The 26,657-nt window shown below is 55.4% G+C and carries 25 protein-coding genes; 2 read left to right on the forward strand and 23 right to left on the reverse strand.

The window, feature by feature from the left end; genetic code table 11:
• Window positions 1–32: 32 nt before the first annotated feature.
• On the forward strand, window positions 33–1,118 hold the full coding sequence (locus tag ACG0Z5_RS03995; RefSeq protein WP_394445517.1) for a fimbrial protein: 1,086 nt from the start codon (window positions 33–35) through the stop codon (window positions 1,116–1,118).
• Between the two features lie 42 nt (window positions 1,119–1,160).
• Here the strand turns inward: ACG0Z5_RS03995 and cheZ are convergent, their stop codons facing one another.
• From cheZ to flhD, 17 genes are all read right to left on the reverse strand, one after another.
• Entirely contained in the window at window positions 1,161–1,805 is a 645-nt protein-coding gene (gene cheZ / locus ACG0Z5_RS04000; protein WP_394445519.1) for a protein phosphatase CheZ, read from the reverse strand.
• A 10-nt stretch (window positions 1,806–1,815) separates the two neighbouring features.
• Complete coding sequence (cheY, locus tag ACG0Z5_RS04005) at window positions 1,816–2,205, reverse strand: chemotaxis response regulator CheY (protein WP_319627819.1); 390 nt, start codon at window positions 2,203–2,205, stop codon at window positions 1,816–1,818.
• 15 nt (window positions 2,206–2,220) lie between these two features.
• Window positions 2,221–3,270 (reverse strand): chemotaxis response regulator protein-glutamate methylesterase, encoded by a 1,050-nt coding sequence (locus tag ACG0Z5_RS04010; RefSeq protein WP_394445522.1) that lies wholly within the window; start codon window positions 3,268–3,270, stop codon window positions 2,221–2,223.
• Window positions 3,267–4,133, reverse strand: a complete 867-nt coding sequence (gene cheR, locus ACG0Z5_RS04015) for a protein-glutamate O-methyltransferase CheR (protein WP_394445524.1) — start codon at window positions 4,131–4,133, stop codon at window positions 3,267–3,269. Before cheR ends, ACG0Z5_RS04010 begins: the two co-directional genes overlap by 4 nt.
• Before the next feature lie 22 nt (window positions 4,134–4,155).
• A complete protein-coding gene (gene tap, locus ACG0Z5_RS04020) occupies window positions 4,156–5,757 on the reverse strand; it encodes a methyl-accepting chemotaxis protein IV (protein ID WP_394445526.1) in 1,602 nt (533 codons plus the stop codon).
• Window positions 5,758–5,793: 36 nt separating this feature from the next.
• Entirely contained in the window at window positions 5,794–7,455 is a 1,662-nt protein-coding gene (tar, locus tag ACG0Z5_RS04025; RefSeq protein WP_394445527.1) for a methyl-accepting chemotaxis protein II, read from the reverse strand.
• A gap of 78 nt (window positions 7,456–7,533) precedes the next feature.
• Complete coding sequence (locus ACG0Z5_RS04030; RefSeq protein ID WP_394445528.1) at window positions 7,534–8,505, reverse strand: spore coat protein U domain-containing protein; 972 nt, start codon at window positions 8,503–8,505, stop codon at window positions 7,534–7,536.
• Window positions 8,505–10,892: a fimbria/pilus outer membrane usher protein gene (locus ACG0Z5_RS04035; RefSeq protein ID WP_394445530.1), complete on the reverse strand. Its 2,388-nt coding sequence runs from the start codon at window positions 10,890–10,892 to the stop codon at window positions 8,505–8,507. The genes ACG0Z5_RS04030 and ACG0Z5_RS04035 overlap by 1 nt, the downstream gene beginning before the upstream one ends.
• Entirely contained in the window at window positions 10,868–11,632 is a 765-nt protein-coding gene (locus tag ACG0Z5_RS04040) for a molecular chaperone (RefSeq protein ID WP_394445532.1), read from the reverse strand. The genes ACG0Z5_RS04035 and ACG0Z5_RS04040 overlap by 25 nt, the downstream gene beginning before the upstream one ends.
• Before the next feature lie 16 nt (window positions 11,633–11,648).
• Window positions 11,649–12,134, reverse strand: coding sequence for a spore coat U domain-containing protein (locus ACG0Z5_RS04045; RefSeq protein ID WP_394445675.1), 486 nt, complete (start codon window positions 12,132–12,134; stop codon window positions 11,649–11,651).
• An 80-nt stretch (window positions 12,135–12,214) separates the two neighbouring features.
• A complete protein-coding gene (locus ACG0Z5_RS04050; RefSeq protein ID WP_394445677.1) occupies window positions 12,215–12,736 on the reverse strand; it encodes a spore coat protein U domain-containing protein in 522 nt (173 codons plus the stop codon).
• Between the two features lie 392 nt (window positions 12,737–13,128).
• On the reverse strand, window positions 13,129–13,632 hold the full coding sequence (gene cheW / locus ACG0Z5_RS04055; protein WP_319627810.1) for a chemotaxis protein CheW: 504 nt from the start codon (window positions 13,630–13,632) through the stop codon (window positions 13,129–13,131).
• Between the two features lie 21 nt (window positions 13,633–13,653).
• Window positions 13,654–15,693, reverse strand: coding sequence for a chemotaxis protein CheA (gene cheA / locus ACG0Z5_RS04060; RefSeq protein ID WP_394445534.1), 2,040 nt, complete (start codon window positions 15,691–15,693; stop codon window positions 13,654–13,656).
• A 4-nt stretch (window positions 15,694–15,697) separates the two neighbouring features.
• Window positions 15,698–16,627, reverse strand: a complete 930-nt coding sequence (gene motB / locus ACG0Z5_RS04065; RefSeq protein WP_394445536.1) for a flagellar motor protein MotB — start codon at window positions 16,625–16,627, stop codon at window positions 15,698–15,700.
• Window positions 16,624–17,514: a flagellar motor stator protein MotA gene (gene motA, locus ACG0Z5_RS04070; protein ID WP_319627807.1), complete on the reverse strand. Its 891-nt coding sequence runs from the start codon at window positions 17,512–17,514 to the stop codon at window positions 16,624–16,626. Before motA ends, motB begins: the two co-directional genes overlap by 4 nt.
• Before the next feature lie 128 nt (window positions 17,515–17,642).
• Window positions 17,643–18,221: a flagellar transcriptional regulator FlhC gene (flhC, locus tag ACG0Z5_RS04075; protein ID WP_319627806.1), complete on the reverse strand. Its 579-nt coding sequence runs from the start codon at window positions 18,219–18,221 to the stop codon at window positions 17,643–17,645.
• Between the two features lie 2 nt (window positions 18,222–18,223).
• Window positions 18,224–18,574: a flagellar transcriptional regulator FlhD gene (flhD, locus tag ACG0Z5_RS04080; RefSeq protein WP_319785973.1), complete on the reverse strand. Its 351-nt coding sequence runs from the start codon at window positions 18,572–18,574 to the stop codon at window positions 18,224–18,226.
• 792 nt (window positions 18,575–19,366) lie between these two features.
• Here flhD and uspC point away from each other — a divergent pair.
• On the forward strand, window positions 19,367–19,795 hold the full coding sequence (uspC, locus tag ACG0Z5_RS04085) for a universal stress protein UspC (protein WP_394445540.1): 429 nt from the start codon (window positions 19,367–19,369) through the stop codon (window positions 19,793–19,795).
• Between the two features lie 38 nt (window positions 19,796–19,833).
• Here the strand turns inward: uspC and otsA are convergent, their stop codons facing one another.
• The 6 genes from otsA to ACG0Z5_RS04115 form a co-directional block, all read right to left on the reverse strand.
• A complete protein-coding gene (gene otsA / locus ACG0Z5_RS04090; RefSeq protein ID WP_394445542.1) occupies window positions 19,834–21,258 on the reverse strand; it encodes an alpha,alpha-trehalose-phosphate synthase in 1,425 nt (474 codons plus the stop codon).
• Complete coding sequence (gene otsB / locus ACG0Z5_RS04095) at window positions 21,233–22,024, reverse strand: trehalose-phosphatase (RefSeq protein WP_394445544.1); 792 nt, start codon at window positions 22,022–22,024, stop codon at window positions 21,233–21,235. Before otsB ends, otsA begins: the two co-directional genes overlap by 26 nt.
• 162 nt (window positions 22,025–22,186) lie before the next feature.
• On the reverse strand, window positions 22,187–23,167 hold the full coding sequence (araH, locus tag ACG0Z5_RS04100; RefSeq protein ID WP_394445546.1) for an L-arabinose ABC transporter permease AraH: 981 nt from the start codon (window positions 23,165–23,167) through the stop codon (window positions 22,187–22,189).
• A gap of 22 nt (window positions 23,168–23,189) precedes the next feature.
• Window positions 23,190–24,704: an L-arabinose ABC transporter ATP-binding protein AraG gene (gene araG / locus ACG0Z5_RS04105; RefSeq protein ID WP_394445548.1), complete on the reverse strand. Its 1,515-nt coding sequence runs from the start codon at window positions 24,702–24,704 to the stop codon at window positions 23,190–23,192.
• A 57-nt stretch (window positions 24,705–24,761) separates the two neighbouring features.
• Window positions 24,762–25,742, reverse strand: a complete 981-nt coding sequence (locus ACG0Z5_RS04110) for an arabinose ABC transporter substrate-binding protein (RefSeq protein WP_319627800.1) — start codon at window positions 25,740–25,742, stop codon at window positions 24,762–24,764.
• 284 nt (window positions 25,743–26,026) lie between these two features.
• Complete coding sequence (locus tag ACG0Z5_RS04115) at window positions 26,027–26,584, reverse strand: DJ-1/PfpI family protein (RefSeq protein ID WP_394445550.1); 558 nt, start codon at window positions 26,582–26,584, stop codon at window positions 26,027–26,029.
• Window positions 26,585–26,657 lie beyond the last annotated feature (73 nt).

The following is a 26,657-nucleotide window of genomic DNA, read 5'->3' on the forward strand; positions in this document are numbered from 1 at the left end:
CCGGGTGTATCGTTTTCCCTGGAGGTTGTGCAATGGCTGCGGCTACCATCCTGCAAAACTGCTTTGCCGGGCCGACACCTTATACCATTGATTACCATTATGAGTTACCCGCTAACGAGAACAGTACGGGTGAAGTAGTGGATCATCACGAGCATTTGATTGGAGAGCTCACCACCATAGAAGCTAATTGTGATTGTCCGAAAAGCCTGAAATCAAGCACCCCGATAGCAGAACTCAGTGCGGCGGGTAGTCCATTACCTGCAGGCGTTAGCGGATTCGGTTATTTAACCGAAAGAATTGATGTCGATGTTTCTGGGTACAATGATGCTATAAATGCACCAGATGGCAACGGTTTGGAAGAACTCAAAATTAATCAATATCCCACCAGCCCAAGCAATAGACCCAGCACAATAGAAACCTTTACATCCAGGGAAGACTCTGCAAGCGTGTGTAGTGATAGTAGCCGTCCGGAGGGTGGTGTCACTAACAAACGTCAGTTTCGCTGGAACGTGATTATTATGAAGCTATACATTAAAAAGCAGATTCTTGGTGAAGAGATTATACCCATCACTCCGGTTGTACAGAACTTTGCCTGCCTCTCTTTTGGCACAGGCACCGGTTGTAATTCTTCGAATGCCACCCCGGTATCAACCATCTCCCTCGGCGGCTCCATCACGGCCCCGCTTAGCTGCACAATAAATGCCGGTAGCACCATTGAAGTGGAAATGGGCAATATCATCAGTTCACAATTCACCGCTCAGGGTAAGCCGCCTGCCGGATATACCCTGAAAAACGTCGACATTGATTATCACTGCGATGCACCCGCGGTCAGCAATAGCAGCAAGATACGCTTATCGCTCACCGCCGATCAGGGTGTGAGCGACACGGACAGTCGGTTAATCGCTAAAATGCTCGACAGAGATGACCTTGGCGTGCGCATGTTTGATGAAAACAGCAACAGTGTCATTATGGATGGAACGGTAGATTTTGACGTGCCGCTGGACAGCGACGGCAACGGCAGCATCCACCTGAAGGCTGCCCCGGTCAGTACCACCAACAAAAAACCGGAGCCGGGGAAATTCGAAGGCAACGTGACCATCAAGATGGATTTACGCTAGAACGCCTAAAAAGAGAATGGCCCGTTATGGGCCATTCTTTAATCAGAATCCTAAGCTATCGAGTAAATCATCGACCTGATCCTGGCTGGCGACCACGCCAGCTTTGCTGGTGTCCACCTGCGGGCCGTTAAGCAAGCTGTCGTTCTCACGCTTCTGACGGGTCGAGGCATCCGGCATATTCTCCAGCAGCACCATCAACAGCTGACGCTCAATTTCCTGGATTACATCCATCATCCGCTTGATAACCTGCCCGGTTAAATCCTGGAAATCCTGCGCCATCATAATTTCCAGCAGTTGGGCGTTGGTGAAACTGGTGTGTGTCGGCACCTCCGCCAGATAACTGCGGGTGTCGGTCACCAGTTCACGCGCATCGCTCAGCTCAATCGGATTTTCAAACCACTGATCCCAGCGGCCAGAAAGCGCTTTGGCCTCTTTCTCCATCTGGTTCTGATGCGGCTGAGACAGCTCGACGCAGTTCAGCGCGCGTTCTGCCGCCTGGGCCGTCATCTGCACCACGTAGTCCAGACGATCACGGGCATCCGGAATCGCTTCGGCCGCTTCGGCAATGGCTTGATCCAGGCCCAGCTCGCGCAGGCTGTCGCGCAGCATACGCGTCAGGCTGCCAATCCGGGCGATAATATCGCCCGCGGAATGCTCGTCTGTCGGTTTTATCGGGTGTTGAGTCATGGTCATCGCCTCACATACCAAGCTTTTCGAAGATTTTGTTCAGCTTCTCCTCGAGGATGGCTGCCGTAAACGGTTTTACGACATAGCCACTTGCCCCGGCCTGTGCGGCGGCGATAATGTTCTCTTTCTTCGCTTCCGCCGTCACCATCAGCACCGGCAATGCCGCCATTGCGCCGTCGCCACGAATGGTTTTCAGCAGATCCAGTCCGTCCATGTTTGGCATGTTCCAGTCTGAAATCACAAAACCAAATCCACCCGCCTGAAGTTTATTCAGCGCATCTACGCCATCTTCTGCTTCTTCAACGTTGTTGAAGCCCAGCTCTTTCAGCAGGTTACGCACAATGCGACGCATGGTGGAAAAGTCATCCACAACCAGAAACTTAAGCTCTTTATCCGCCATTTAACTTCACTCCTCTTAAATACGTATTGCCTGTCCGGCACTGATTTTCGCCAGCATTTGCTGGCTTACCTGGCTGAGATCGACCACTTCGCTAACACCACCCATATTGATGGCCTCGCGCGGCATGCCGAACACCACACAACTTGCTTCGTTCTGAGCGATGGTCCAGGCTCCCGCCTGATGCATCGCCAACATTCCGGCGGCTCCGTCGTTACCCATGCCGGTGAGGATCACCCCCACGGCATTTCGTCCGGCGAATTTAGCCACCGAATGAAACAGCACATCCACCGACGGACGGTGCCGGTTAACCGGCGGCCCGTCATGAATTTTGATTTGATAGTTGGCCCCGCTACGCGCCAGCTCCATATGCTTGTCACCGGGTGCGATATAGGCGTGACCCGGTAAAACACGCTCGCCGTCTTCGGCTTCTTTCACCGTTATCTGGCACAGCTTGTTCAGTCGTTCAGCAAACGATCGGGTAAAGCCCGGCGGCATATGCTGAGTAATTAAAATGGCTGGGCTGGTGAGCGGCAGCGGCTGCAGCACGTGGCGAATCGCCTCGGTCCCCCCGGTCGAGGCCCCGATCACCAGCAGTTTCTCTGAGCTGAGCATCGGCCCGGCCTTGAGTGCTTTTGGCGCCGCCAGCGGTTTATGCGCGCTGAGCTGCGCCCGCGCCGCCGCTCTCACCTTGTCGGCAATCATTTCGCTGTATGCCAGCATGCCTTCGCGAATGCCAATTTGCGGTTTAGTGACAAAATCCACCGCGCCTAACTCCAGCGCCCGTAACGTCACCTCTGAGCCTTTCCCGGTCAGGGATGAAACCATCACCACCGGCATCGGGCGCAGGCGCATCAGTTTTTCCAGAAAGTCGAGGCCGTCCATGCGCGGCATTTCGACGTCCAGGGTCAGCACATCCGGGTTGTATTTTTTGATCAAGTCCCGGGCAACCAACGGATCTGGCGCAGTGGCCACCATTTCCATGTCGCTGTGGCTGTTGACAATTTCAGTCATAATTTGACGCATCAGCGCCGAATCATCGACAGACAACACCCTGATTTTACTCATGCTTTATCCTTACTCAGCGCGTACACCGTCTGCCCCCGCAGACTGAACTCGCGCACGAGATTGCTGAAGTTCTCCGAGTGTCCGGCAAACAGTAATCCGCCGGGCTTAAGCAGCGGCACGAAACGGTGCAAAATGTCCTGCTGCGTCGTCTTATCGAAGTAGATCATCACGTTGCGACAAAAAATCGCATCGAATGGCCCCGGGACGTTGTAGGTTTTATCCAGCAAATTCACCGGCGAGAAGTCCACATAGTTCGCCAGTTCCTGACGCACACGTACCAGCCCGCTGTGCGGCCCGGTTCCGCGCATGAAATAGTGCTGTAACTGCTGCTGCGACAGCGTTTTCAGCTCATCCTGGCGATAGACGCCGCTCTGTGCTTTATTCAACACTTCGGTATCAATATCGCTGGCAAATACCTTCCAGCGTCCCGGCGCGGTGCCGAGGGTGTCGGCCAGGGTGATGGCTATCGAATACGGCTCTTCACCGGTCGATGCCGCCGCACTCCAGACGCGATACTCACCCTGCCGACGCTTGGCGTGTTCCGCCAGGGTCGGGAAATGGTGCGCCTCACGGAAAAACGCCGTCAGGTTGGTGGTCAGCGAATTAATAAAGGCCTGCCACTCGGCGTTATTCTGATTGGCCTCCAGCATCGCCAGATAACGGCCAAAATCATCGAGTCCGAGCTGGCGCAGACGTCGCACCAATCGGTTGTACACCATGTCGCGCTTGTGATCGGCCAGCACAATACCCGCGCGCTGGTAGATCAGTTGGCATATCCGACGAAACTGCGCGTCGGACAGCGCCAGGCGCTGTGTCATCTGCGTGAGTAGTGACGATTGCCCGTTGGGCAGAGTTGCTGTCATAGCGCCTTCTTCTTACGTCCTTTCAGGAAACAACGGGTACGGCAATGGACCGCCCCCCTTCGTGCTGCGTTACATGCTTTTCTTCGAGCTCAAACAACGAAACCAATTTGGTCAAACTGTCGGCCTGTCCTGCCAATTGTTCTGTCGCCGCCGCCGCTTCTTCCACCAGCGAGGCGTTTTGCTGCGTGACCTGATCCATCTGGCTCACCGCCAGCGCCACCTGCTCGATACCGCGACGCTGTTCATCAGAGGCCGAAGCAATCTCCCCCATAATGTCGTTCACCTGGGTGACCGAACGCACAATCTCATTCATGGTATTGGCGGCGGTATCCACCAGCGCAGATCCCTCCTGGACGCGGGACACGGACTCTTCAATCAGGCCTTTAATCTCTTTCGCCGCCTGGGCGCTGCGGCTGGCGAGATTACGGACTTCCCCGGCGACCACCGCAAATCCACGCCCCTGTTCCCCCGCCCGTGCCGCTTCCACCGCCGCGTTGAGCGCCAGAATGTTGGTCTGGAAGGCAATCCCATCGATAACGCTGATAATGTCGCCAATCTTCTGTGAACTGGTGGCGATGTCGTGCATCGTATCCGCCACGTGTGAAGCCTGCTGACCGCCGCGTTTCGCCGTCGCGGCAGCGGTACTGGCGAGACCAGAAGCCTGGCGAGCGTTGTCGGCGTTCTGCCCCACGGTGGCGGTCAATTGCTCCATACTCGCCGCGGTTTCCGCCAGCGATGCCGCCTGCTGTTCAGTACGGGAGGAGAGATCGTTGTTGCCTGCGGCAATTTCCGAAATGCCGGTATGCATCGCGTGGCTGCCCTGGCGTACCTGACTGACGGTGTCACGCAGCGCGGTCTGCATCGCTTTCAGTCCGGCAAAAATCGCCGAGATTTCATTCTTGCCATACACCGACACCGGTCGGGCCAGATTCCCCTGCGCAATGCTGGTGAAGTGGCTGCTGATAATATTCAACGGCTGGACGATCATCCGGCGAGTCCACAGCAGCGCCCCGCTGGTCAACAGCGCCGCAAGCACCACCATGGCGATGAAAATAGCCGCCGAACGGTGATAGTTACTTTCACTGTCATGCCGGGCAGCCTGTAAGTAGGCACCAATGTTCTGCTTCCAGGTGTGGTAGTTGGTATCGAACGCATCCTGCGCCTGCTGGACTGGCGCGGTCATAAAATCAGAGAGCTGATTACTCTCAAGCCAGGTCGCCTGGTGCTCCAGCGCCGCATGAAGACTCGCGAAGGTCTGCTTGCTTTGTGCCTGCAGCGTTTTGGCCTCATCGTTCACTGGCGGGACCGCCATAAACTCAGCAAACTCTTTATCAGCCTGTTTCAGGTTCTGACGCGCACGAGCCATCAGCGCCTTAATATCCTCCGGTGGATAGCTCAACGCGGTCAGCGTGCCCGCTTTATTCAGCGCGGTACTGGCCTGCAATAGCACAACCCGGGCATCCATCAGGCTGCTCAACTGCAAATTCCCTTGCTCCACCTGACTGAGGTTTTTCTGTCCATCACGAAACGCTAAAAACGACAACCCGTTACTGCCCACCTGCAACAAGCCACATACCACCAGAATCAGAAACAAGGTGGTCGAGATACGAATTCGATTGAACATCACCACTCCCGATATGCGGCAACAGGCCGCGTGTAATTAAAAGGTTTCCCAGTTGTCATCGGTTCCGGCGGTGGCAGCACGCGGGCGCAACGGCTCGCGACTGGCCGGAGGAACGCGTGTATTTTTACTTCCTGTGTTGCTGCTCACTGCAGCAATCCGAAACGCGGAAACGGCGCGGATCAGACTGCTGGACTGCTCTTCTAGCGCGGCAGCAGCAGCGGCGGACTGCTGCACCAGCGCGGCGTTTTGCTGGGTAACGCGATCCATTTCCGATACCGCCAGCGCCACCTGATCGATGCCCCTGCTCTGTTCATCCGAGGCTGACGAAATCTCGCCCATGATGTCGGTCACCCGGGTCACGGCATTGACAATATCGCTCATGGTTTCCCCGGCGCTTTCCACCAGCACCGAGCCGGTATCCACTTTCGAGACCGAATCTTCTATCAGGCCTTTGATCTCTTTCGCCGCCTGAGCGCTGCGGCTGGCAAGGTTACGCACTTCCCCGGCTACCACCGCAAAGCCACGTCCCTGCTCCCCGGCCCGGGCGGCTTCGACCGCCGCGTTCAGCGCCAGGATATTGGTCTGGAAGGCAATCCCGTCGATAACGCCGGTAATATCGGAAATCTTCTGCGAACTGGCGGCGATGTCGTGCATGGTTTTTACTACCCCATCGACCACTTTGCCGCCGCGCTGTGCGGTTTCGGAAGCGCTGAGCGCCAGCTGTGACGCCTGACGGGCGTTTTCGGCGTTCTGCTTCACGGTGGCGGTCAGTTGTTCCATGCTGGCGGCGGTCTGCTCCAGGGCGGACGCCTGTTCTTCGGTACGGGAAGAGAGATCGTTATTGCCGATGGCGATTTCGCTGGTGCCGGAATAAATCGCATCAGAGCCCTGACGTACACGGGTCACGGTGTCGATCAGTGATTGCTGCATGTGGTTGACGGTATCTGCCAGCTCGGCAATCTCATTGCGCCCACTGACCTTGACCGGCTGAGTCAAATCCCCCTGGGCGATGCGACGTAAATGCGCCATGACGCCAGTAAGAGGATTCAGCAGAATTTGGCGAATGCCGTACCAGGCCGCGGCCAAAATAGCGGCCAGCACCAGGGCGATAATCGCCAACTGCCACTGGGCAAATTTATAGTCGCGCTTGCTGGTGTTGAAAGCGTGTTGATAGAGCGTTTCGCTCTGGGCCGCGTATTGGGTCATCGCCTCGCCCAACCCGGTTTGCATCCCCTGGGTCGGCTGGGCGAAATACGCATCCATGTTACCGTTTTGCAGGAAACCAACCAGCTCGCTCAGCCCGGCAAAATATTGCTGATAGCGGTCATTCACCCGGGCGCTGGCCTCCGCCAGTTCCGTGTGCGCAGCTATCTGGCCGAACGCAGCATAGTGTTTGGCTGCATCCGCCAGTGTTTTTTTCGCGTTATTGAGCAAGTCCGTTTTGGCACTGCTTTGCTGGTTCGCAGTGTCCATCATCATCCGGGCGGAGGAACGGCTGAGGTTGATGCGGGTTTGCAACATCAGCTCCCAGGTTTTGTTCAGCTCAGCCTGACGGGTACGCAGATCGTTTGAGAGGGCGAAACTTTGCTGGTTTTGCTGCAGGGACGAGAATAAAAAGCCCCCGGACAGCAGCTGAAGCAGTGCGAAGACAACCAGCACCACCATCAACAGGGTGACAACGCGGATACGGTTCAACATACAACACCTTTTCAATAACGTGATAGCGGTGTTATCGGCACGTATCCGCGGAACTTTACCTTAAGTCATGTCTGCACGTCAGAAGGCCACGTCCACCACCAGCGTGTCGGTGTAGGTTCCGGCGGGCGGTGTATTCTGCCCGCTCAGCATCCGCGCGGTGTAATTGTAGGTGTTCACTGTGCCGTCACTGCTGACCGAGCTGGCGGCGTTGCTGGCCCAGCGTTCTGTCCCGCTCGGCCCCCAGCGGTTGCTGGTGCTGCCTTTATAGATGTCGTAGCTCATCGAATTACTGCCGTTGACCATTTTACGCACCGTCCCCCCGCCCGCGTTTACCCCGTTGTTAATGCCCACGGTGTAGGTGCTGCCTTTGGTGCAGGTGATCGCCACCGATTGCGAGACGGAGGGGAAATTACTCACCAACGGCGCACTGCCGAAATTGACGTCAGGCGCGCTGATGGTGATGCAATCGGTAGTGACATTCAGAGTGAGCTGCGTCGTCACCGGCACGGTGCCGGTCTGCGGGGTGCCGAGACAAATGCCCAGCAGCCCGGTCGGACACACGCTATAGCTGATGTTCAACGTGACGTTGACCTGATACGGCCCGGCGGTGACGCTTTGACCGGACACCGTGCGGAAATATATCGGCAGGGTGTAACTCTTCGACGTCAGCAGCCCGAGCAGCGTATTCCCGCTCCAGCTGTAGGTTTGCCCGACCGCGGTTTCGGTGGTATTTGAACACGACGAGGTGCCACACACCCGCACCGGGACCACATCGGGAATAGTGGTGTTATCGGTGCGCTTCATCGCCGGGCGCGTCCCCGATGTGACCGTTGCGCTGAGCACGTTCATCGACACCGTATCGTTGGTCAGCAGATTAAGAATGGTATCGCAAGTGACCACCAGATTGGCCGAGGTCTGCTGTTCGGTGCCCCTGACGGTAAACGACGACAGGCTGCCAAACGAGGCGTTAGCCATCGCGACGGTGCAGGCGGCATGCAGCGGCGAACTGAATAACCACAGCAGCGCAAATACCCCTAAAGCACGGCGCATTAGTTTATCTCCCGGCAGGTGAGCGGCCCGTAAGTCTGCAATTTATGCTGTGGATTTTGCTGAGTCGCAAAACTGGCCGCACAGCGTTTACCGTCCGGCAGTCTTACGGTCAACGGATTTGCATCATTGAGGTTTTCAAGCCAGGCGATGCCGTCATATCCCACCGGGGCATCCTGTTTGCCGGGGCGTGAAACCACGCTTGCCACCGGCAGCGCATTGCCTGCGGCATCATGAAGGATAACGCTGGCCACCCTTTCCTGTTCCATTGGAAATTCAAGCAGATAACCGCTGTTACGCCGTAACGCAATACGCCGTTCCGTCTGTTTTAACTGCGTATCCGCCGGTAAATTCAGGGCGTTAATGCTGTAGTTCGCTGGATACCAGGCCGAGACGCCGCTGACCAGCAAATAGCCTTTTTCGTTCGTTTCGCCTACCGGTTGATGCTCGTAATTAACCGGCACCGACGGCTGCCCGTCGGTGCTAACCACCACAAACGCATCGTTAATTTTATTGGCGGCAAACAGCTGCCCGTCCATCAGTACCAGCGATCCCATCGCTTCCCCCCACCAGGTCATGGCGTCCTCTTCCCCGTAACCGCCGCCCTGCAACTCAACATTGTTATTGCGCCAGCCGAGTGTCGCCTGCTGATAGTTACTCGACTGAGACTGTCGGGCCCAGGCCAGATTCCAGCTAAAGCCGCCGTCCGACGGCATGGTGTGGTTGTAGTTAATGCGTTGGGTATTGCCGTAATCCGGCGTATTTTCGGTACTGACCGCCACGCTGTCCCGATCGCCGAGCGGGATTTGCAGCGACATCGCCAGCGTCCAGTCCCCGCGCTGCTGATCCCGGCTGGCGGCCAGGTAAATGCTGCTGGAACCCCATAAGCTGCGGCTCCAGGAGAGATTCAGTAGCTCGGTTTTCTGGCTATCAAAACTCTCGACGCCGATCCACGCCGCGCCGATATTGCCGTAGTTACCCATGTTCAGCGACAGCGAATACTGGTCGCTGCGCTGGCTGAGGCTGGCAATCGGGTTGTGCTGGTCGTCATACAAACGCGGCGTATCGTACAGGGCGAGGTTGCCAAAGGTTTTATCGCGATGGGTGTGCTGGGTAATAAAGCTGAATGCGCCGGTACTGTACTGATAGCCCCAGTTCAGCTGTTCGCCGCCGTCGCCGTACATCTGGCTGTGGGTGTAGCTGCCGTTGACGATACCGAACTGCCCGAGTTTTACCAGCGCGCCGCCCCCACCGAGCGCGAGGGATTCGGCGGCCTCGACATGACTTTCGAGGGTCAGATAATCATTCACTCCATAACGATAAGTGCCGCTTCCCACCGCCGGGCCGTAATCAAAGTTTTCGATGCCGTAGTTGCGCCGTAAAGCGCCGAAGGTCGCCGCCCCATCGCTCAGGCCCGGTTTGAGCATTTCGCTGGCTACGTAAAACGGCAGCGTGGTACTGACCTGTCGCCCTAACGCATCGGTGGTGACCAGCACCGCATTGCCCGCCCCGTTAATGTAGGGCAAATTGGTCAGGGTAAACGGGCCGGGCTGGAGTTGGGTCGATCCGGCACGATAGCCATCAATAAACAAATCGACCGAGGTGGGCACGGCGGCATCGCCGGTAAAGGTGGGCAGCGGCCAGGTAACTAAGTCCGGACGCAGAGAAAAATCACGGCCAATTCGGACCCCGCCGACGCGCACGCTGTTACTCCAGCTCAGCGCATCACTCAGGGTATCACCGACATTCCATTCCAGGGCGTTGTCATCATCGGTGTAGCTCAGGGTCGTGTCATAGCGCATATATCCGTCATCAAGCGTGTTTTGACCACTGAGCGTTTGCCGGACATATCCGGTTGAAGAGAAGCTATTTTTCCCGCTGAAAAAACGCAGTTCATGCCAGATAGCGGCCTGCCCCATGCCATGATCGGTCTGGCTGGTGTAGAAATCGTAGTTGAGCAGCGCCCCGCTGCCGTCCAGCGGTTTAACCCGCTTGATGCCGTCCTGAAAGGTGGCCTCTTTGGCCGCAAACCAGTCGGATGGCACCGTCAGCAGCAGCCGTTGCCCGTTCCCGTCATACTCCGTTTTCACCTGGCTTAGCGCCGTGAGGTCCACGTCACCTGCAGGAAAATTGTCTGCCGGAAGCCCGGCCCGTTGCAGGTCGGCGCTGGCAATGACCCAGTGGTTATCACGCTGCGTCACTGGCACCACCAGCTGCGTATCGTAGTGGTTAATGACCAGCCCGAGCTGGTACTGCGCCTGCTGATTGATCGCGCGCGCATCCGGGGGCGGAGGCAGCAAATCGTCGCCCGATTCTGCCCGACAAAGACCTGAACTGGTTAGCAGTAGGCACATGGCAAGTTTCGTCAGTTGCCCGCGTCGGACTGCCATTTCGCGTCCTGTGCATTAATCGTCGCGCGAAGGCCAGTAGGATGTGTCACCCCGGCAGGCAGCGGCCAGCTTCGACTCTGGCCGGGCAACACATACCCCAACAGCCCCGGGGCAACTTCCCGTTCACTGCCCCCCTGGCGGACAGAAACCTGGCTCAACCGGACATGTACCCAATCGCGGTTGCGCACCTGGATGGCCGGTTTACCATCCAGAGTGGTGGTGCTCCAGCTCAGGTTGCGGCTGTCAACCTGCACGTGATTGGCCCCCTCCGTGGCCACCGGCATCCCCTGACCGTAAACGAACAACGGAATGGAGTAACGCATTTGCAGCTTGAGGCCAATCTGCGCTTTGGTGCTGTCGGTCGGTTGAGGGATTTCATCAATGATAATGCGGTAGGCCAGCTCTTTTCCCTGCGGCACCGGGGCCTGTTTGATCAGGCGGATCAGCTGTTTCCCTCCGCGATCGACGCGCAAAATCGGCGGGCTGGCCACCACATCTTGCTGCTGTTGATAGCGTTCATGGCCGTCGGCCTGCTGCCAGCGAACAATCCGCACCTGCATGGTGGTGGCGTTGACGCCCTGATTTTCAATCCACAGTTCCGTGGCCTTTTTGTCCGCCGTCAGAACAGGATCGATAGGCCAAATGAGCACCGTGGCGGCGGCATGTACTTCCGATGACAGCAGGCAGATAGCACTCCAGGATGCCAATGCGGGCAATCTGCGCAGAAGACGTCGATTCATGGTGATTCTCCCTGGCTTACCATGACAAGGTCACGGTGAGTTGATCGCTGTAATTTCCTGCCGGGCTAAACCCGGTCAACTGCGCGGCCCCGTACAGGGTAAGCGCGATATTATTGCTGTCGCTGTAGGCCACCGACACCGCCTGGTTGACCCCGATTTCGGTGTTCGCTGCCAGCGAACTGCTGCTGTATAGCCGATACGGCACCCGGTCCGTCCCGCCGGAGCGCTGCATATTGCGCACCGTGGTATAATTTTGCCCCCCGTTGATGCTCATGCTCAGCGCCACACCCGGCGTACAGGCCAGCGACAGCGAGGCATTCGGCACAAACTGGGTACTGACCTGGCCGGATTTCACCCCGCTGTAGCTGCCAAAGTTCAGGGTGCCCATCGCCCCACCGCTACCGGTCACTACCGAGCAGCCCGGCGTAATGGTGGCGTTAACCTTAAATGACTGGGCGGCGACCGTCAGCGCCTGCACCGGAAAGCCCATACTCAGCACCATCACCAGTCCAAAAAGGCGTAGGCGTAGCCGTTCCCGGGTCTCCCGCAGAAAACCTGATGCACCCAATGCCATTCGTGGGGTTAGTAATTGACGCTGACGTTAATCGTGTCGGTGTAGGTTCCCGGCACCACGGTGACGCTGTTGCCACCGCCCTGAATACGCCCATATAAGGTGTAGCTATCGACGCCCGCGGTAGTGGATGCAATCGGCAACGCGGTGTTATTGGCGATGATGTTGTTGTAGCCGCTGTCGCTATACAGACTGTAGGCCACGCCTTGTGCCGCGTTGGTGGTGCTGACCAGATACCGTGCTGGCGTCCCCGGTGTACCGACAACCGTCGTTGGCGCGGTACTGTTGGTATTTCCGGAAACCGTCACCGTATAGCTGCTGGTGGTGCACTGAACGGTAAAGTTGTTGCCGCCGCTGGCCCCGGTCAGTTGGGTAGTCAGCGTCGAGAAGGTCGCCGGCCGCGTACCAAAATCAAGCGTACCGAAGTTGATGCCGCTCTGACTCGGAGAGCCGTTGATCAGGCAGCCGTTGGTCAGGGTTAAGGTCGCCGCAATCGTCCCGAGGCTGGTGACCGCCTGTGCGCCTGATGACATCAGCGCCAGTAAACTTGCGGAAGTAAGCAGAAGACCTGTTCTGTTCATGGGCTCGTCTCCGGAGTCAGAAGACCTGGCGCTTTTTTGTTTTGCGTCAGAAGGTTAACCGGTCACCGTGGCGGGACCTTAACTGAAATCTAGTTCAGGAAAATTCATTCAACCAATCTGGGGCATAAATTCAGTCGTTCGACGTATAGACGAGATAAACAATTAAGTATCAATAGGTTGAAAGCGTAACGGCAGAAGGAAATGAGACACTGCAAAGAATATATTGCTGTTATTGTGATCTGAATCACGTGGCGTTAGCAGGGATATATTAGCGCGACTAACCGGTATTTTAGGAAGGATACAATAAGAGGAAGGATCCCCCCGCAATCACGGGGGGGGAATTATTACGCGGCGCTGATGGCGGCGCTGTCGATCAGAGACATTTCTTCGCTGTTGAGCAACTTTTCGATATTCACCAGGATAAGCATACGATCGCCCAACGCGCCGAGGCCGGTCAGGTACTCGGTGGACAGCGTCACGGCAAATTCCGGTGCCGGGCGGATCTGGTCGGCGGCCAGGGACAGCACATCGGAAACGCCATCGACCACAATTCCCACCACGCGTTGGCTGAGGTTGAGAACAATCACCACCGTGTTGTCATTGTATTCCACGTCCTGCTGGCTGAACTTCACCCGCAGATCGACAATCGGCACAATCACGCCGCGCAGGTTGGTCACGCCTTTAATGAACGCCGGGGTGTTGGCAATGCGCGTCACCTGATCGTAACCGCGAATTTCCTGCACCTTCAGGATATCAATCCCGTATTCTTCATTCCCCAACGTGAAGACCAGGAACTCCTGGCCCGAGGGTTCACCCGCCAGTTTTGCTACATTCGTCATACCGGTCATTTTTTTCCCTTCTTCTTGCCATCAGGCGGCGGTGTACGCCACACGTTGTTCACGATTCAAACCCTGCAAAGCCTGAACATCGACAATCAGCGCCACGCTGCCATCGCCAAGGATGGTGGCGGCAGAGATGCCTGGCACTTTGCGGTAGTTGCTTTCCAGATTTTTCACCACTACCTGATGCTGGCCGATCAGCTGATCCACCAGCAACGCGTAGCGGCGTCCTGCACTTTGCAGGATAACCACGATGCCCTGGGTCGCTTCGGTTTTGGCGCCCTGAACATCGAAAACTTTCCACAGTTCAACCAGCGGCAGATATTCGCCACGCACTTCCAGTACGCGCTCGCCGCCTGCTAAAGGATGCAAATCTTCATCGCGCGGCTGAAGAGATTCCATCACCGCGTTCAGCGGCAGAATGAACACTTCGCCACTCACTTTCACCGACATACCGTCGAGTATCGCCAGCGTTAGCGGGAGCAGAATGCGGATGGTGGTGCCTGAGCCCTGCTTCGATTTGATCTCAACGTGACCGCCCATCTCCTGGATATTACGTTTCACCACGTCCATGCCTACGCCGCGACCGGAGACATCTGTCACCTGCTCTGCGGTGGAGAAGCCGGGGGCGAAAATCAGCATCCCGACGTCTTCATCGGTCATGTTTTCACTGACCGCCATGCCCTGCGACATCGCTTTCGCCAGAATACGCTCGCGGTTAAGACCCGCCCCGTCATCGGTGACTTCAATACAAATATTGCCGCCCTGATGTTCCGCCGACAGGATCAGATTACCTACTGCTGATTTGCCTGCCGCCATGCGGTTTTCCGGCGATTCAATACCGTGGTCGAGGCTGTTGCGCACCAGGTGCGTCAATGGATCGATAATGCGCTCAATCAGGCTCTTATCGAGTTCGGTTGAGCTGCCCATCAGGGTCAGTTCCACCTGTTTATTCAGTTTGCCCGCCAGGTCACGCACCAGGCGCGGGAAGCGGCTGAAGACATATTCCATCGGCATCATACGAATCGACATCACCGATTCCTGCAGGTCACGGGCGTTACGCTCCAGCTGGCCCATGCTGGTTATCAGGTCGCCGTGCTCGACCGGGTCGAGTTCGTTCGAACGCTGGGCCAACATCGACTGGGTGATAACCAGTTCACCCACGAGGTTGATCAGCTGATCGACCTTCTCAACCGCGACGCGGATGCTGGTGGATTCACTGGCCTTCGCCGGTTTTTCACGCTCTACGCGCGGGGCGCTCGCGGCCGCTTTCGGTACGGCTTTCAACGCCGGAGTGTTAACCATCGCAGGCACGTCGGCGGTTTCCACGACCGCAGGGGCAGACGTTTCGGCAACCGGTGCCACCGCGGTTGACACCGTTTCAAAGGCAATCTGGTCAGCTTCAATCACGAAGCACAGCACCGCCACGATATCGTCCTGCGATACCGCCCCGTCCAGGTTGGCACTGAGCGAATCAGCGGTTTTCACCACCTGGCTAATCTGCGCGAGGTTGCTCAACTCTTCCTGCAACATCTCCGGCTCACCGGCTTTCAGACGCGAAAGTACGATCCGGGTTTGACCGCCGCTGTGTTCAGCGGCCATCGCCACCTCTGGCGCAGAGTCGTCGCTTTCGACCACGCTCAGCTTGGCGCCTGCCGCCGGGACCTGCGCCTCGCCTTTTGCCTCTAAGGCCAGCTGGCGCAGGGCGTGACAGATGTATTCAAAGCTGGCAGCATCCGGTTCCTGCGAGCTTTTATAGGCATCGAGCTGTTCCTGCATAATGTCTTTCGTTTCCAAAAACAGGTTGATAATGTCGGTATTGAGCTGCATTTCACCGCGCCGCGCGTCATCCAGCAGGTTTTCCATCAGGTGCGTGGTTTCCTGCAAAACGCTAAAACCGAAGGTGCCCGCGCCGCCCTTAATGGAATGCGCGGCACGAAAAATGGCGTTCAGTTGCTCTGAATCAGGGGCTTCTGGAACGAGATCCAGCAGGTGTTGCTCCATATCCGCCAACAATTCGTCGGCTTCATCAAAAAATGTCTGATAAAAATCGCTGATATCCATGCTCACGCTATCACCTCTGGAAGGATTGTGGCGATGTGGGACTGGCCGCCGGAGGCAGCGCCGCCGGTTGCTGTAATACGCTTAACGGTTCGTTCTGACTTTCGGCGTTCTCATTAAGGATCGCCTGTTCAGCCTGAGTGTTGAGCACCAGTAAACTGATGCGGCGGTTGATCGCGTCATCACCGCCGTGCTGCTGCAGTTTCATGGTGTTTGCCATGCCAACCACCCGCAGCACTTTGCCGTCGTCCAGGCCACCGGCAACCAGCTCCCGACGCGATGCGTTAGCGCGATCGGCGGAGAGTTCCCAGTTGCTGTATCCGCGATCGCCCGTGGCGTACGGGTAATCATCGGTATGGCCTGAAAGACTGATTTTGTTTGGCACTTCATTCAGGATCGGCGCAATCGCGCGTAAAATATCGCGCATGTACGATTCCACGTCGGCACTGCCGGTTTTAAACATCGGGCGGTTCTGACTGTCGATAATCTGAATGCGCAACCCTTCCTGAACCAGGTCTATCTTCAGATACTGACGTAGCGCACGCAGCTTCGGATCGGACTCAATCAGTTGATCGAGTTCACCGCGAATTTTCTTCAGCCGGTTTTGCTCCATGCGCTTTTTCAGCTCATCGATGTTCGGCTCTTTTTTCACTTCGCCCTGCTGCTGGGTGTAGTCATCGCCGCCCCCGGGGATCGGGCTGTCGCTGTTGGAAATACGCGGTCCGCCGGTGATCGCTGTCGCCAATGGGGTGCGGAAATACTCTGCAATCTGAATCAGCTCTTTCGGGCTGGAAATTGAGATCAGCCACATCACCAGAAAGAAGGCCATCATCGCGGTCATAAAGTCGGCGTAAGCAATCTTCCACGAGCCGTGCCCTGCACTGCTGTGGCTTTTATGCTTTTTGCGCCTGACGACGACTATTGGGTGAGACTGATTTTTCATGCGTCCTCGGTAGTCGTCTGCTGTGCCGTTGGATTACGCACTGCGCGAACGTGCTCTTCCAGCTCAATGAACGATGGACGTTCGCTGGAATACAGCGTCTTACGACCAAACTCCACCGCAATCGGCGGCGCATAACCGTTGAGGTTCGACAGCAAAGTGATTTTGACGCACTGCATCATCTTGGTGGTTTCGGCACTTTTCTGACGCAGTACCGTCGCCAGCGGCGAAATAAAGCCGTACGCCAGCAGAATACCGAGGAAGGTACCGACCATCGCGTGGGCAATCATCGCCCCCAGTTCTGCGGCCGGGCGATCTGCCGATCCGAGGGCATGTACCACGCCCATCACCGCCGCCACGATGCCAAACGCGGGCAACGAATCGCCGACCAGCGCCAGACTGTTGGCCGGCACTTCGGCCTCGCTTTCGTGGGTTTCAATCTCTTCATCCATCAGCGCTTCGATTTCGAAGGTATTCATGTTGCCGCTGATGATCAGACGCAGATAATCGACGATAAATTCGAGCATCACTTTATCCGCCAGAATGCGTGGATAGCTGGCAAAAATTTCACTCTCGGTCGGGTTTTCAATATCGCGTTCGAGCGAGAACATCCCCTGCTGGCGTGACTTGGCCATCAGCCGATACAGCAGCGCCAGCAGATCCATGTACATGCTTTTGGTGTATTTCGAACGTCGAAACAGTAACGGCAGCGCTTTCAGCGTCGCCTTGATGGCCTTCCCGTTGTTGCCAACGATAAATGCCCCTATCCCCGCGCCGCCAATAATGACCAGTTCTGCAGGCTGATAGAGTGCCCCAAGGTGTCCGCCGGTGAACGCAAACCCGCCGAAAACTGTACCAAGTACAACCAGGTAACCTAATAAGATAAGCACGACATCATCCTTCCGCTATTGATAAGCCCGGGATGAAAGAAGGAGCAAATGACCGAAACGCTGGCAAAAAAAAAAGCAGCGGACCTGCGTCCGCTGCTGGAGTGTTTTGCCACACCTGAAATTCTCAGTTAAACAGCTTGCTCTATCTGTTCATCCAGCAGTTGTGGTGTTATATCGGCACCTTCGCCGGAAAGTTTACGTCTTTTTACTGCTCGTGACGGCGGCTGGCAGAGACTGCACACAAAGCTCCCCACGGGTTGGTGAGCATGGGTGATAAAATTGCCGCCGCAGCTATTGCAGCCGCTGAGTTCAAGCATACCGCTCTCAACAAAGCGCACCAGCGTCCACGCGCGGGTCAGGGCTAAAATGGGCCCATTCTCCTGCTGCGGACACTGTTCGAGATACAGACGGTAAGCCCGAATCACCGCATCAACGCCGCTACACAACCCCGTTTTCAACAAGTACTGCCAGGCGTTACAGAACATCGATGAGTGGATATTCTGTTCCCAGGTCATGAACCAGTCGGTAGAAAACGGCAGCATGCCTTTCGGCGGTGGGCTTCCGCGAAGCTCTTTGTATAACTTGATAAGGCGACCGCGACTCAGCTGTGTTTCGCTTTCGAGCATCTGTAAACGTGCTCCAAGCGTAATCAATTCCATTGCCAGATGTATGTCGCGGGCTTCCTGAACAATGCTTTTTTCACTCATGGTCAGGCCCTTTTCTTCCGAGCAGAGCCGTCTGCGAGGCTAGCTTCCTTCAGTAAGCGAGTAGAAAGCAGAATACCGGTGTGAATTTGTTGCAGGTCATCAACCCGAGACTCTTGCGTGAGTTGGGTGATGGTTTGATGGCTATCAAAGCGGAACTGACAAACCAGCTGGTTGGTCTCCGCTAATTTCACCATCTGTGGAAGTGTCAGTCCGCCCAGTGTCGTGGCCATCTCTTCGTTGATGCCGAGACGGAACATGGCAGAGGCTTTATCCTGACTAATCAAACGCTGTGCAAGTAATAAATAGGACAAATTAATGTCGTAAATATGCTTTAGCAACTCGGATGTATGCATTTTTCCCATCCCGAATAACCAACCATTATTGTATGCGGCAAGGCCGCACCCCGTGATGTCGCCGGGTAAAAGACCCGGTAAAAAAAGAAACGGCCAAAATGCATAGCTGACTTAAGTTTGCGTCCATGCGGATTGTAAGGTCATCCACTTCGGCAATCAGGGTAACCCTACAATTTTAAAGAATTCTTACAATTGACTAAGATTTTTCCTAATTCGTGGCAACTCTACTCGCCAGTTCTGACACATACAACGTGGCTTTACATTAAATTTGAAAATTATGTGACGTGCGTCACATAATTTGGGCGAATCATAGCAGCAAATCCATCAGTTACAATTGTGATTTGTGCAAATATTATGCAATTGCGGTTTTTTTCTATTCCATATATCTGAATAATGTAAATGAACATCTCTTGTTGCTCTTTTTTTGGACAGTTTCATAGCAGCATGTTGCGAAATCGCAAGTTGGGTGATTTACATTTCCTTTAAGTCAAATCTTAACCTTCAAAAACAGCAAGTTACTCGTTCATTTATTTGCGATAGTTTCCCAATGAAACCATGAGTATTTTGTTAGTAAATATGCGGAATTGGTTACGAGTTTATTATTAGATTTTTAAGAATCATGTAAATGCGTAAAAATTCGCTCAAAGTCGCTGTCAAGCGATATTCTTAATATAAGAATAATTAATGAATATTCGAACAACCTCACATTTCCTGTCTGTACTCACTCTTGCAGCCACTAATGAAACAGAGTAATAGGAATGAATGGGCGTTTTCGCCACCACAGGAGGCACAATGGCGTATTTACATGTGTTAGTCGCTGTCGCACCGACACCGGAAAGTCACAAACTGGTCAGTAAAGCGGTGTCTATCGCCCGCCCCGTTCATGCCCGAATTAGCCTGATCACCTCAGCATCCGATCCTGAAATGTATAACCAGTTCGCCGCGCCCATGCTCGAGAACCTTCGCGAGTTGATGCAGGAGGAAACCCGTCAGTTTCTGGATGAACTTAAAGCCCGGGCCGATTATCCGATAGCTCACGCTGCCATCGCCTGTGGCGAATTAAGCGAACATATAAAGGAATTTTGTCTGAAGCAGCAGGTCGATTTGGTCATTTGCGGCAATCATAATAAAAGTTTCTTTGCACGCGCGACCTGTAGCGCCAAAAACGTGGTGGGGAATAGCGGGGTAGATGTGCTGCTGGTTTCGCTTGAGGACGAATAAAATACGCCCGGCACATTTCGCCGGGCTGTTTTCATTATTTACGCAAGCTTAGGAAAAGCCGCCACTTTATTGTGCAATCGACTCTCCTCCGTGCGCGGCGTTATCTGCTTTAGGTCATCAATAAACCGCTCCTGCCAGTGGTTGATATCATTATTCTTAATCACCTCCAGCATTTCTGCATGGCGCGAGACGCGCTCGGTCAGCGGCATAGTTAGCGCCCTGTCGAGCGCATTAGCGACTTCATCCCTGTCATAAGGGTTCACAATCAGCGCAGACGTCAGCTCGTTGGCGGCACCGGCAAACTGCGATAACACCAGCACACCAGGATTAGCGGGATCTTGTGCTGCCACATACTCTTTTGCCACCAGATTCATCCCGTCACGCAGCGGTGTGACCAGCCCGACGTCCGAGTAGCGGAAAATCTTCATTAATAGCTTTCGGTCGAAATGCTGATTGAGGTAGTACAACGGCGTCCACCCCAGTTGGCCGTACTGACCGTTGATGCGCCCGGCGGCGTTTTCCAGCTGATGTCGAATATCCTGATAGGCCTGCACGTCGCCGCGCGAGGTCGGGGCAATCTGGGTATAACGGATTTTACCGTGGTGCTGAGGGTACTTCTCCAGTAGCGCCTCATAGGCCTGAAAACGTTCCGGCAGCCCTTTGGAATAATCCAGTCGCTCTACCGAGAAAATATTCTGCACGCTTTTCAGTTCCGCTTTAAGCTGCGCCAGTTTAGGCGGCAATGGCCCCTGCGCCTGGCTGGCTATCTCTTTCGGGTCAATTCCAATCGGGTACACTTCGGTGCGGAAGGTGTGGCCCCATGCGCTGTGCGTTTTGCTGCCCCGGCTGGTCAGACGCGTTTTGCTGGAGACGCAATCGAGGAACGCCAGACGATCGTTTTCCGTCTGGAAGCCCAGCAAATCGTAATCACAAAGCTGCTCAAGCAGTTCGGCGTGCGTCGGCAGCGCGTTGAACACTTCCGGGGTTGGGAAAGGAATATGCAAGAAGAAACCGATCCGGTTATCTATCCCACGTTTGCGCAGTTCACTGGCAAAGGGCAGCAGGTGATAATCGTGGATCCACAGGTTGTCGTCTTTCTCAATCAGCGGCAACAGTTTGTCTGCAAGCGTAGCGTTGACGCGCAGATAGCCATCCCACGCCTCACGCTGGAAATTCACCAGATCCAGACGATAGTGAAACGCCGGCCACAGCACGGCATTGGAAAACTGGTTGTAATACAGGTCATGATCCTGCTCATTAAGGTTGAAGGACGCCCAGGTGATGTTCCCGCGTGTGACCTTCTTCAGCGGCTGGTCCTCATTGCCAGTTTCCCCACTCCAGCCAAACCATAATCCACCTGCGGCCTTAAGCGCCCCCAGTACACCTACCGCCAGCCCACCAGCACTGGATTTTTTGTCATCCGGCGGGGCAATACGATTAGATACGACGACCAAGCGACTCATAGCCTTCTCTCCTGTCTGTTAGCGCGTGTTGTTGTGCGAGCTGAAGCACCCATCGATGGGTCTCCGCTACGTTTGCCAAACGCCATTGCGCCTGCGTGTTCCCCTGCCCGACTTTCACTGAGATACCGCCTGCGGCATTGACCGCGTCAAAACCAGCTTCATCCGTCAAATCATCGCCGACAAAGACCGGCAGTCTGCCCCGGAAGGGCGCTTCCTGCATGAAGGCCGTAATAGCGGCCCCTTTGTTGATGCCTGCGGGTTTGATTTCAACCACGCACTTACCGGGCTGTAGCGCCAGGCCCTTAAAACGGGCAACGGTATCCTGGGCCAGTCGTTCAATGGCCAACTGGTGTTGCGGTGCCTGACGATAGTGCAGCGCGAAAGCCATTCCTTTATTTTCGATTTCGCTGCCTGAAAGCATGGCCATGCCCGCTGTCAGCCACTGTTCAACCTCGGTGGCGAGCGTAGAAGGCAGTGCAACAATATGCGTTTGGTCCTTGATGTCACGGCGCTCAGCTCCGTGGACTCCCGCTAAAGGGAAGTGATACGGCGCGGCGAGCTCATCCAGCTCGACCATTGAGCGCCCTGAGATCAAGGCCAGAGCCCCCTGCTGCTGTTGCGCCAACTGGTGCAACGCCGTGCGGATGGACTCGGGAATAATGACCTGATCGGGATGCGGTTTGATCTCTGCCAGCGTGCCATCCAGGTCGAAGAAAAATGCGTAATTTCCGCGTAAAACCGGCGGAACGGTTAACGGGTCTGTCACCCTGCCTACCTCCACAAAAACCTCTGGTAAAAGTTAAATGTTACCTAAACGTTAGCAGTGTAAGTATAGACAGTGTGACCAGGCTCGCCATTTTCGAATGAAAACGCCAGTGGGATTTCCACTGGCGTGTTGGGCAGATTACACTTAAAAGTTGAGGAAAAATCAGACAGTACGCTTTGCTTTTTGCTTATAACGGTCAAAGATAACTGCCGCCAGCAAAATCAGGCCGCGCACTACATACTGCGAGAACGGCGAGATATTCAGCAGGTTCATGGCATTTTCTACTGTTCCCAGAATTAAAATCCCCGCCACGACGTAGGAAATTTTGCCAATACCGCCTTTGAGCGACACACCGCCTAACACACAGGCTGAGATAACAATCAGCTCATAGCCCATCGACGTCATCGGCTGACCGCTGGTCATCCGCGAGGCGAGGATGATCCCCGCCGCCGCTGAGACTAATCCGGAAAGTACAAATATGATGATTTTGGTGCGTACCACAGGGACACCGGCCAGACGCGCGGCCTCTTCATTGCCACCGATCGCCAGGGTGTTACGGCCAAAAGTGGTTTTATTGAGCAGCAGACCAAACACAATCAGGCACCCCACTGTCAACCAGATAGGCGCAGGCAGTCCGAGCCAGTTGGTGTAACCGAGGGCGAAGAAGCGTTCATCTTCAATGCCCACTGCTTTACCGTCGGAAATGATATACGCCAGGCCGCGTACAATCTGCATGGTCGCGAGCGTTGTGATCAGAGCGTTGATTTTCAGACGCGCAATCACGAAGCCGTTGACCAGCCCGCTCAGCGCGCCAAGCAGCAGCCCGGCAAATACGCCCAGCCACAGGCTTTCTGAGAGGTTAATCACCACGGCGGTAGTGACGCCTGCGCAGGCAATTACCGAGGCAACCGACAGATCGAAATCACCGGATGCAAGGCAGAACAACATTCCGCAGGCCACCATCCCCGACATCGAGATAGCCAGCCCTAGCCCCTTCATGTTGACGAAGCTGGCGAAGTTCGGCACAAAAATGGCGCAGGCGAGGAACAGCACGGCGAACACCACCAGCATGCCGTACTGATCCCAAATGCGCCCCACGCTAAACGAATTCCGGCGCGGGCCGGAGGTGCTCATCGAAGACATAATTCACTCCTTCATCAGGCTGTCAGGCAACGGCCTGAGTGGTTTTCGGCATGGCCAGGCTCAACGCCTGCTGTTCATTACTGCTGTCATGCATCAGCTCACCCGCAATCTCGCCTTCACGCATCACGATGATACGGTCCGCTACGCCCAGCACTTCCGGCAGGTCGCTGGAGGCAAACAGCACCGCCACCCCGGATGCCGCCAGCGCATAGATAACGTTATAGATTTCGTGTTTCGCCCCCACGTCAATGCCCCGCGTCGGTTCATCCAGCAGGATGACTTTCATCTCTTCGGACAGCCAGCGTCCCAGGATGGCCTTCTGCTGATTGCCGCCGGAGAGATTCATGATCAGCTGTTCCGCGCCGGGGGTTTTGATATTGAGCGACTGAATATGATGCGCCGCGTTGCTGGCTTCCCAGGCATTGTTGATCAGGCATCCGCCGCGAATGTGTTTGCGGCGGGCGCTGATATTGATGTTGTCGCGCACCGAATGCACCGGGATTATCCCGTCCGCTTTCCGGTCTTCCGGGCAGAGCATCATCCCGGCGCGGATCGCATGGGCAGGCTTCTGGATATTCACCGGCTGACCGTCGATCAGCACCTGACCGCCGGTAATACGTGTCGCCCCAAACAGCCCCTTCATCAGCTCGCTGCGACCGGCCCCGACCAGACCAAACAGGCCAACGATTTCACCGCTTTTGACCGACAGACTCACCGGCTGGCGCACGCCCGGTGCTTTAACGTTCTCGAGACGCAGCCTTTCCGCGCCATAGTCACGCGGCTGCCAGCCGTAGATATCGCCAATCTCGCGCCCTACCATCGCCTGCACCAGCTGGTCGTTATTGACCTGCTGCATGTCGTCGAAGGTGCGGACGTAACGCCCGTCTTTGAAAACCGTAATCGCATCGCTGAGGGCAAAAATCTCCTCCATGCGGTGCGAGACATAAATGATGACCCGCCCTTCATTACGTAATTCGCGAATAACCCGGAACAGGTTGTCGATTTCGCGCGCCGAGAGGGAACTGGTCGGCTCGTCAAAGGCGATCACTTTGGCGTTGCGCGCCAGCGCCTTGGCGATTTCCACCATTTGCCATTGGCCGATAGAGAGGTACTTGAGCGGGGTTTGCGGGTCAATATCGAGGCCCAGATGTTTGAGCTGTAGACCCGCTTCATAGTTGAGCAGCGAGCGATTGACGATCCCACCTTTGTGCGGCATTTGCCCGAGATAGATATTTTCCGCCACCGTCATTTCAGGCACCAGATGCAGTTCCTGATAAATGATCGCCACGCCCGCGTTCAGCGCCGCCGTGGTATCCGCAAAGATAACGTCCTGCCCGCGCAGCACCAAGGAGCCGCCTGTCGGGGCGTAGTTGCCGCTGAGAATTTTCAGCAGCGTCGATTTTCCGGCACCGTTTTCCCCCATCAGGGCGTGGACCTGTCCGGCATAGCAGTCGAAGCTAATGTCGGTCAGGGCTTTTACACCGGGGAAGGTTTTGCTGATGCCGCGAAATGAGAGATAAGGCTGTGACTGTTGCATATGCACTCCACATTCTTTCCTGCCCCCGGCAGTTACCGGGGGCGACTACGTCAGGCCTTACAGCCCTTTTTTCGCCAACTCTGCTTTAAAGTTGTCGCGGGTAATCAGCACCACGTCGGTCACCGCGGTGAACTTCGGCGGCTCTGCATCTTTGGTCACCCAGTTGTAGAGCATCTCACTGGTTTTGTAGCCGTGCACGTCCGGGCTTGGCAGCAGCGAGCCGTAGAAACCGGTCGCCTGGGCTTTCGACAGTTCGTTCACCGCATCCACGCCGTTAATGCCAATCCCGATAACATCCGCCGCCTTGAAGCCCTGACCTTCGGTCGCGCGAACGCCACCCAGCACGGTATTGTCATTCATACCCAGCACCAGCCAGTGTTTCACGCCAGGATGCTGAACCAGCAACGAGTTGCCGGCATCAAATGCGCCTGGGATATCGTTGGATTTGGTGGGCACTTTATAGATTTGCGCTTCCGGGAAGCCGGCTTTTTTCAGCGCGTCCATTGAACCGGTGGTACGGCGACGGGCGGTGTCCAGCTCATCGGCGGTGATGGCCATCACCCCGGTGTCCTTCACATCCCAGCCGCGTTTTTGCATCTCTTTATACAGTTCGTCCCCCTGACGGGCACCGATTTCGCTGGCTGCCATCATTACCAGCGGAACGGTGTCCATCGGTTTGCCTTTGGCATTAACGAACTGATCGTCGACGGTGATGACCTTCATGTCATAGCTGCGGGCTTTAGCCATGATCGCTGGCCCCAGTTTGGGATCCGGCGTACAGATAACAAACCCTTTGGCTCCGTTAGCCGCCAGGCTGTCGATGGCGTTGAGGGTCTTTTCCCCGTCCGGCACCGCAATTTTAATCACATCGAAACCTAAATCTTTCCCGGCCTTATCGGCAAAACGCCATTCTGTCTGGAACCACGGCTCCTCCGGCTGCTTGACCAAAAAACCGAGTTTCATTGTTTCAGCCACAGCTGATTGTGACATAACCGCGGCCAGACCAATGGCCGCCAGCGCTTTAGTGAATTTGTGCATGGGTAACTCCAGCTTTAATGTTCTTTTTTGTAGGGGAAAACGGAACAGCTTATTTTAATTAGCACTAAAACAATGCATTAGCGGCTTCGCTTGTAAGCACATTGTTGCTGAACCATTAATAGCGGGAAATTAATTATCCATAGGAGAGCGCCATCACACCGCAGAATTACAGTAATTGCGTGCATAAAATTAGCGAGAAATGACATAAAAAAAGGGTGAATTGTCAGACAATTCACCCTCAGGTTAGCAGATTACTCTATATCAGCAGTCAGCGAATCCTTATCTCACCACCGGTAGTAAATATGTTCCGCGTGCTCACGTACCGGGGCTTCATCACCGAGCAGTCTGGCGGCGACGGTAAAGGCAAAATCAAATACGTGGCCCAGGCCTTTGCCGCTGATGAGATTGCCGTCTTCTACCACCGGGGCATCGACATATTGCCCGTCTTTTACGTCCTGCCACAATTCACCCGAGCAAACATATTTCCGCCCGTTGAGCAGGCCATTCCCGCCCAGAATCCTCGCCGCCGCAGAGCAGATCGGACAAATGAGCTTCCCGGCTGCGTCATGCTTTTTCACAAATTCAATCACCTGCGTATTGGCCGCTAAGTTGACGCTGCCCTGTGGCCCGCCCGGCAGCACCAGCGCATCAAACAGTACGTCGCTGCGTTCCGCGAGCGTGCTGTCAGCCACCATCGGGATCGCATGATAGCTGGTCACGCCCCGGGTCGTTGCGCAGGACAACACTTCCACTTCAATATTTAAGCGCCGCAGAATATCGATGGTGACGATAGCTTCGCCTTCCTCAAATCCCGTTGCCAACAGCACCGCAACTTTTTTCATTACACTCTCCCTGATTTCAATTTTTTTGTTTCTGGATTAATTGTCTAATTGTCTCCAAAAAATATTTTAGTTC

This window comes from Scandinavium sp. M-37 (assembly GCF_043558715.1).
Taxonomy (GTDB): Bacteria; Pseudomonadota; Gammaproteobacteria; order Enterobacterales; family Enterobacteriaceae; genus Scandinavium; species Scandinavium vulneris_A.

Coding starts and splice junctions, on each gene's coding strand:
- ACG0Z5_RS04030 (WP_394445528.1), bottom strand. CDS start 8,505: ATGCGCCGTGCTTTAGGGGTATTTGCGCTGCTGTGGTTATTCAGTTCG.
- araG (WP_394445548.1), bottom strand. CDS start 24,704: ATGCAACAGTCACAGCCTTATCTCTCATTTCGCGGCATCAGCAAAACC.
- cheZ (WP_394445519.1), bottom strand. CDS start 1,805: ATGACTCAACACCCGATAAAACCGACAGACGAGCATTCCGCGGGCGAT.
- tar (WP_394445527.1), bottom strand. CDS start 7,455: ATGTTGAACCGTATCCGCGTTGTCACCCTGTTGATGGTGGTGCTGGTT.
- ACG0Z5_RS04035 (WP_394445530.1), bottom strand. CDS start 10,892: ATGGCAGTCCGACGCGGGCAACTGACGAAACTTGCCATGTGCCTACTG.
- tap (WP_394445526.1), bottom strand. CDS start 5,757: ATGTTCAATCGAATTCGTATCTCGACCACCTTGTTTCTGATTCTGGTG.
- flhC (WP_319627806.1), bottom strand. CDS start 18,221: ATGAGTGAAAAAAGCATTGTTCAGGAAGCCCGCGACATACATCTGGCA.
- cheR (WP_394445524.1), bottom strand. CDS start 4,133: ATGACAGCAACTCTGCCCAACGGGCAATCGTCACTACTCACGCAGATG.
- ACG0Z5_RS03995 (WP_394445517.1), top strand. CDS start 33: ATGGCTGCGGCTACCATCCTGCAAAACTGCTTTGCCGGGCCGACACCT.
- cheY (WP_319627819.1), bottom strand. CDS start 2,205: ATGGCGGATAAAGAGCTTAAGTTTCTGGTTGTGGATGACTTTTCCACC.
- otsA (WP_394445542.1), bottom strand. CDS start 21,258: ATGAGTCGCTTGGTCGTCGTATCTAATCGTATTGCCCCGCCGGATGAC.
- flhD (WP_319785973.1), bottom strand. CDS start 18,574: ATGCATACATCCGAGTTGCTAAAGCATATTTACGACATTAATTTGTCC.
- ACG0Z5_RS04050 (WP_394445677.1), bottom strand. CDS start 12,736: ATGTCATCAGGCGCACAGGCGGTCACCAGCCTCGGGACGATTGCGGCG.
- ACG0Z5_RS04040 (WP_394445532.1), bottom strand. CDS start 11,632: ATGAATCGACGTCTTCTGCGCAGATTGCCCGCATTGGCATCCTGGAGT.
- araH (WP_394445546.1), bottom strand. CDS start 23,167: ATGTCTTCGATGAGCACCTCCGGCCCGCGCCGGAATTCGTTTAGCGTG.
- ACG0Z5_RS04010 (WP_394445522.1), bottom strand. CDS start 3,270: ATGAGTAAAATCAGGGTGTTGTCTGTCGATGATTCGGCGCTGATGCGT.
- ACG0Z5_RS04110 (WP_319627800.1), bottom strand. CDS start 25,742: ATGCACAAATTCACTAAAGCGCTGGCGGCCATTGGTCTGGCCGCGGTT.
- cheW (WP_319627810.1), bottom strand. CDS start 13,632: ATGACCGGTATGACGAATGTAGCAAAACTGGCGGGTGAACCCTCGGGC.
- uspC (WP_394445540.1), top strand. CDS start 19,367: ATGGCGTATTTACATGTGTTAGTCGCTGTCGCACCGACACCGGAAAGT.
- motB (WP_394445536.1), bottom strand. CDS start 16,627: ATGAAAAATCAGTCTCACCCAATAGTCGTCGTCAGGCGCAAAAAGCAT.
- ACG0Z5_RS04045 (WP_394445675.1), bottom strand. CDS start 12,134: ATGGTGCTGAGTATGGGCTTTCCGGTGCAGGCGCTGACGGTCGCCGCC.
- ACG0Z5_RS04115 (WP_394445550.1), bottom strand. CDS start 26,584: ATGAAAAAAGTTGCGGTGCTGTTGGCAACGGGATTTGAGGAAGGCGAA.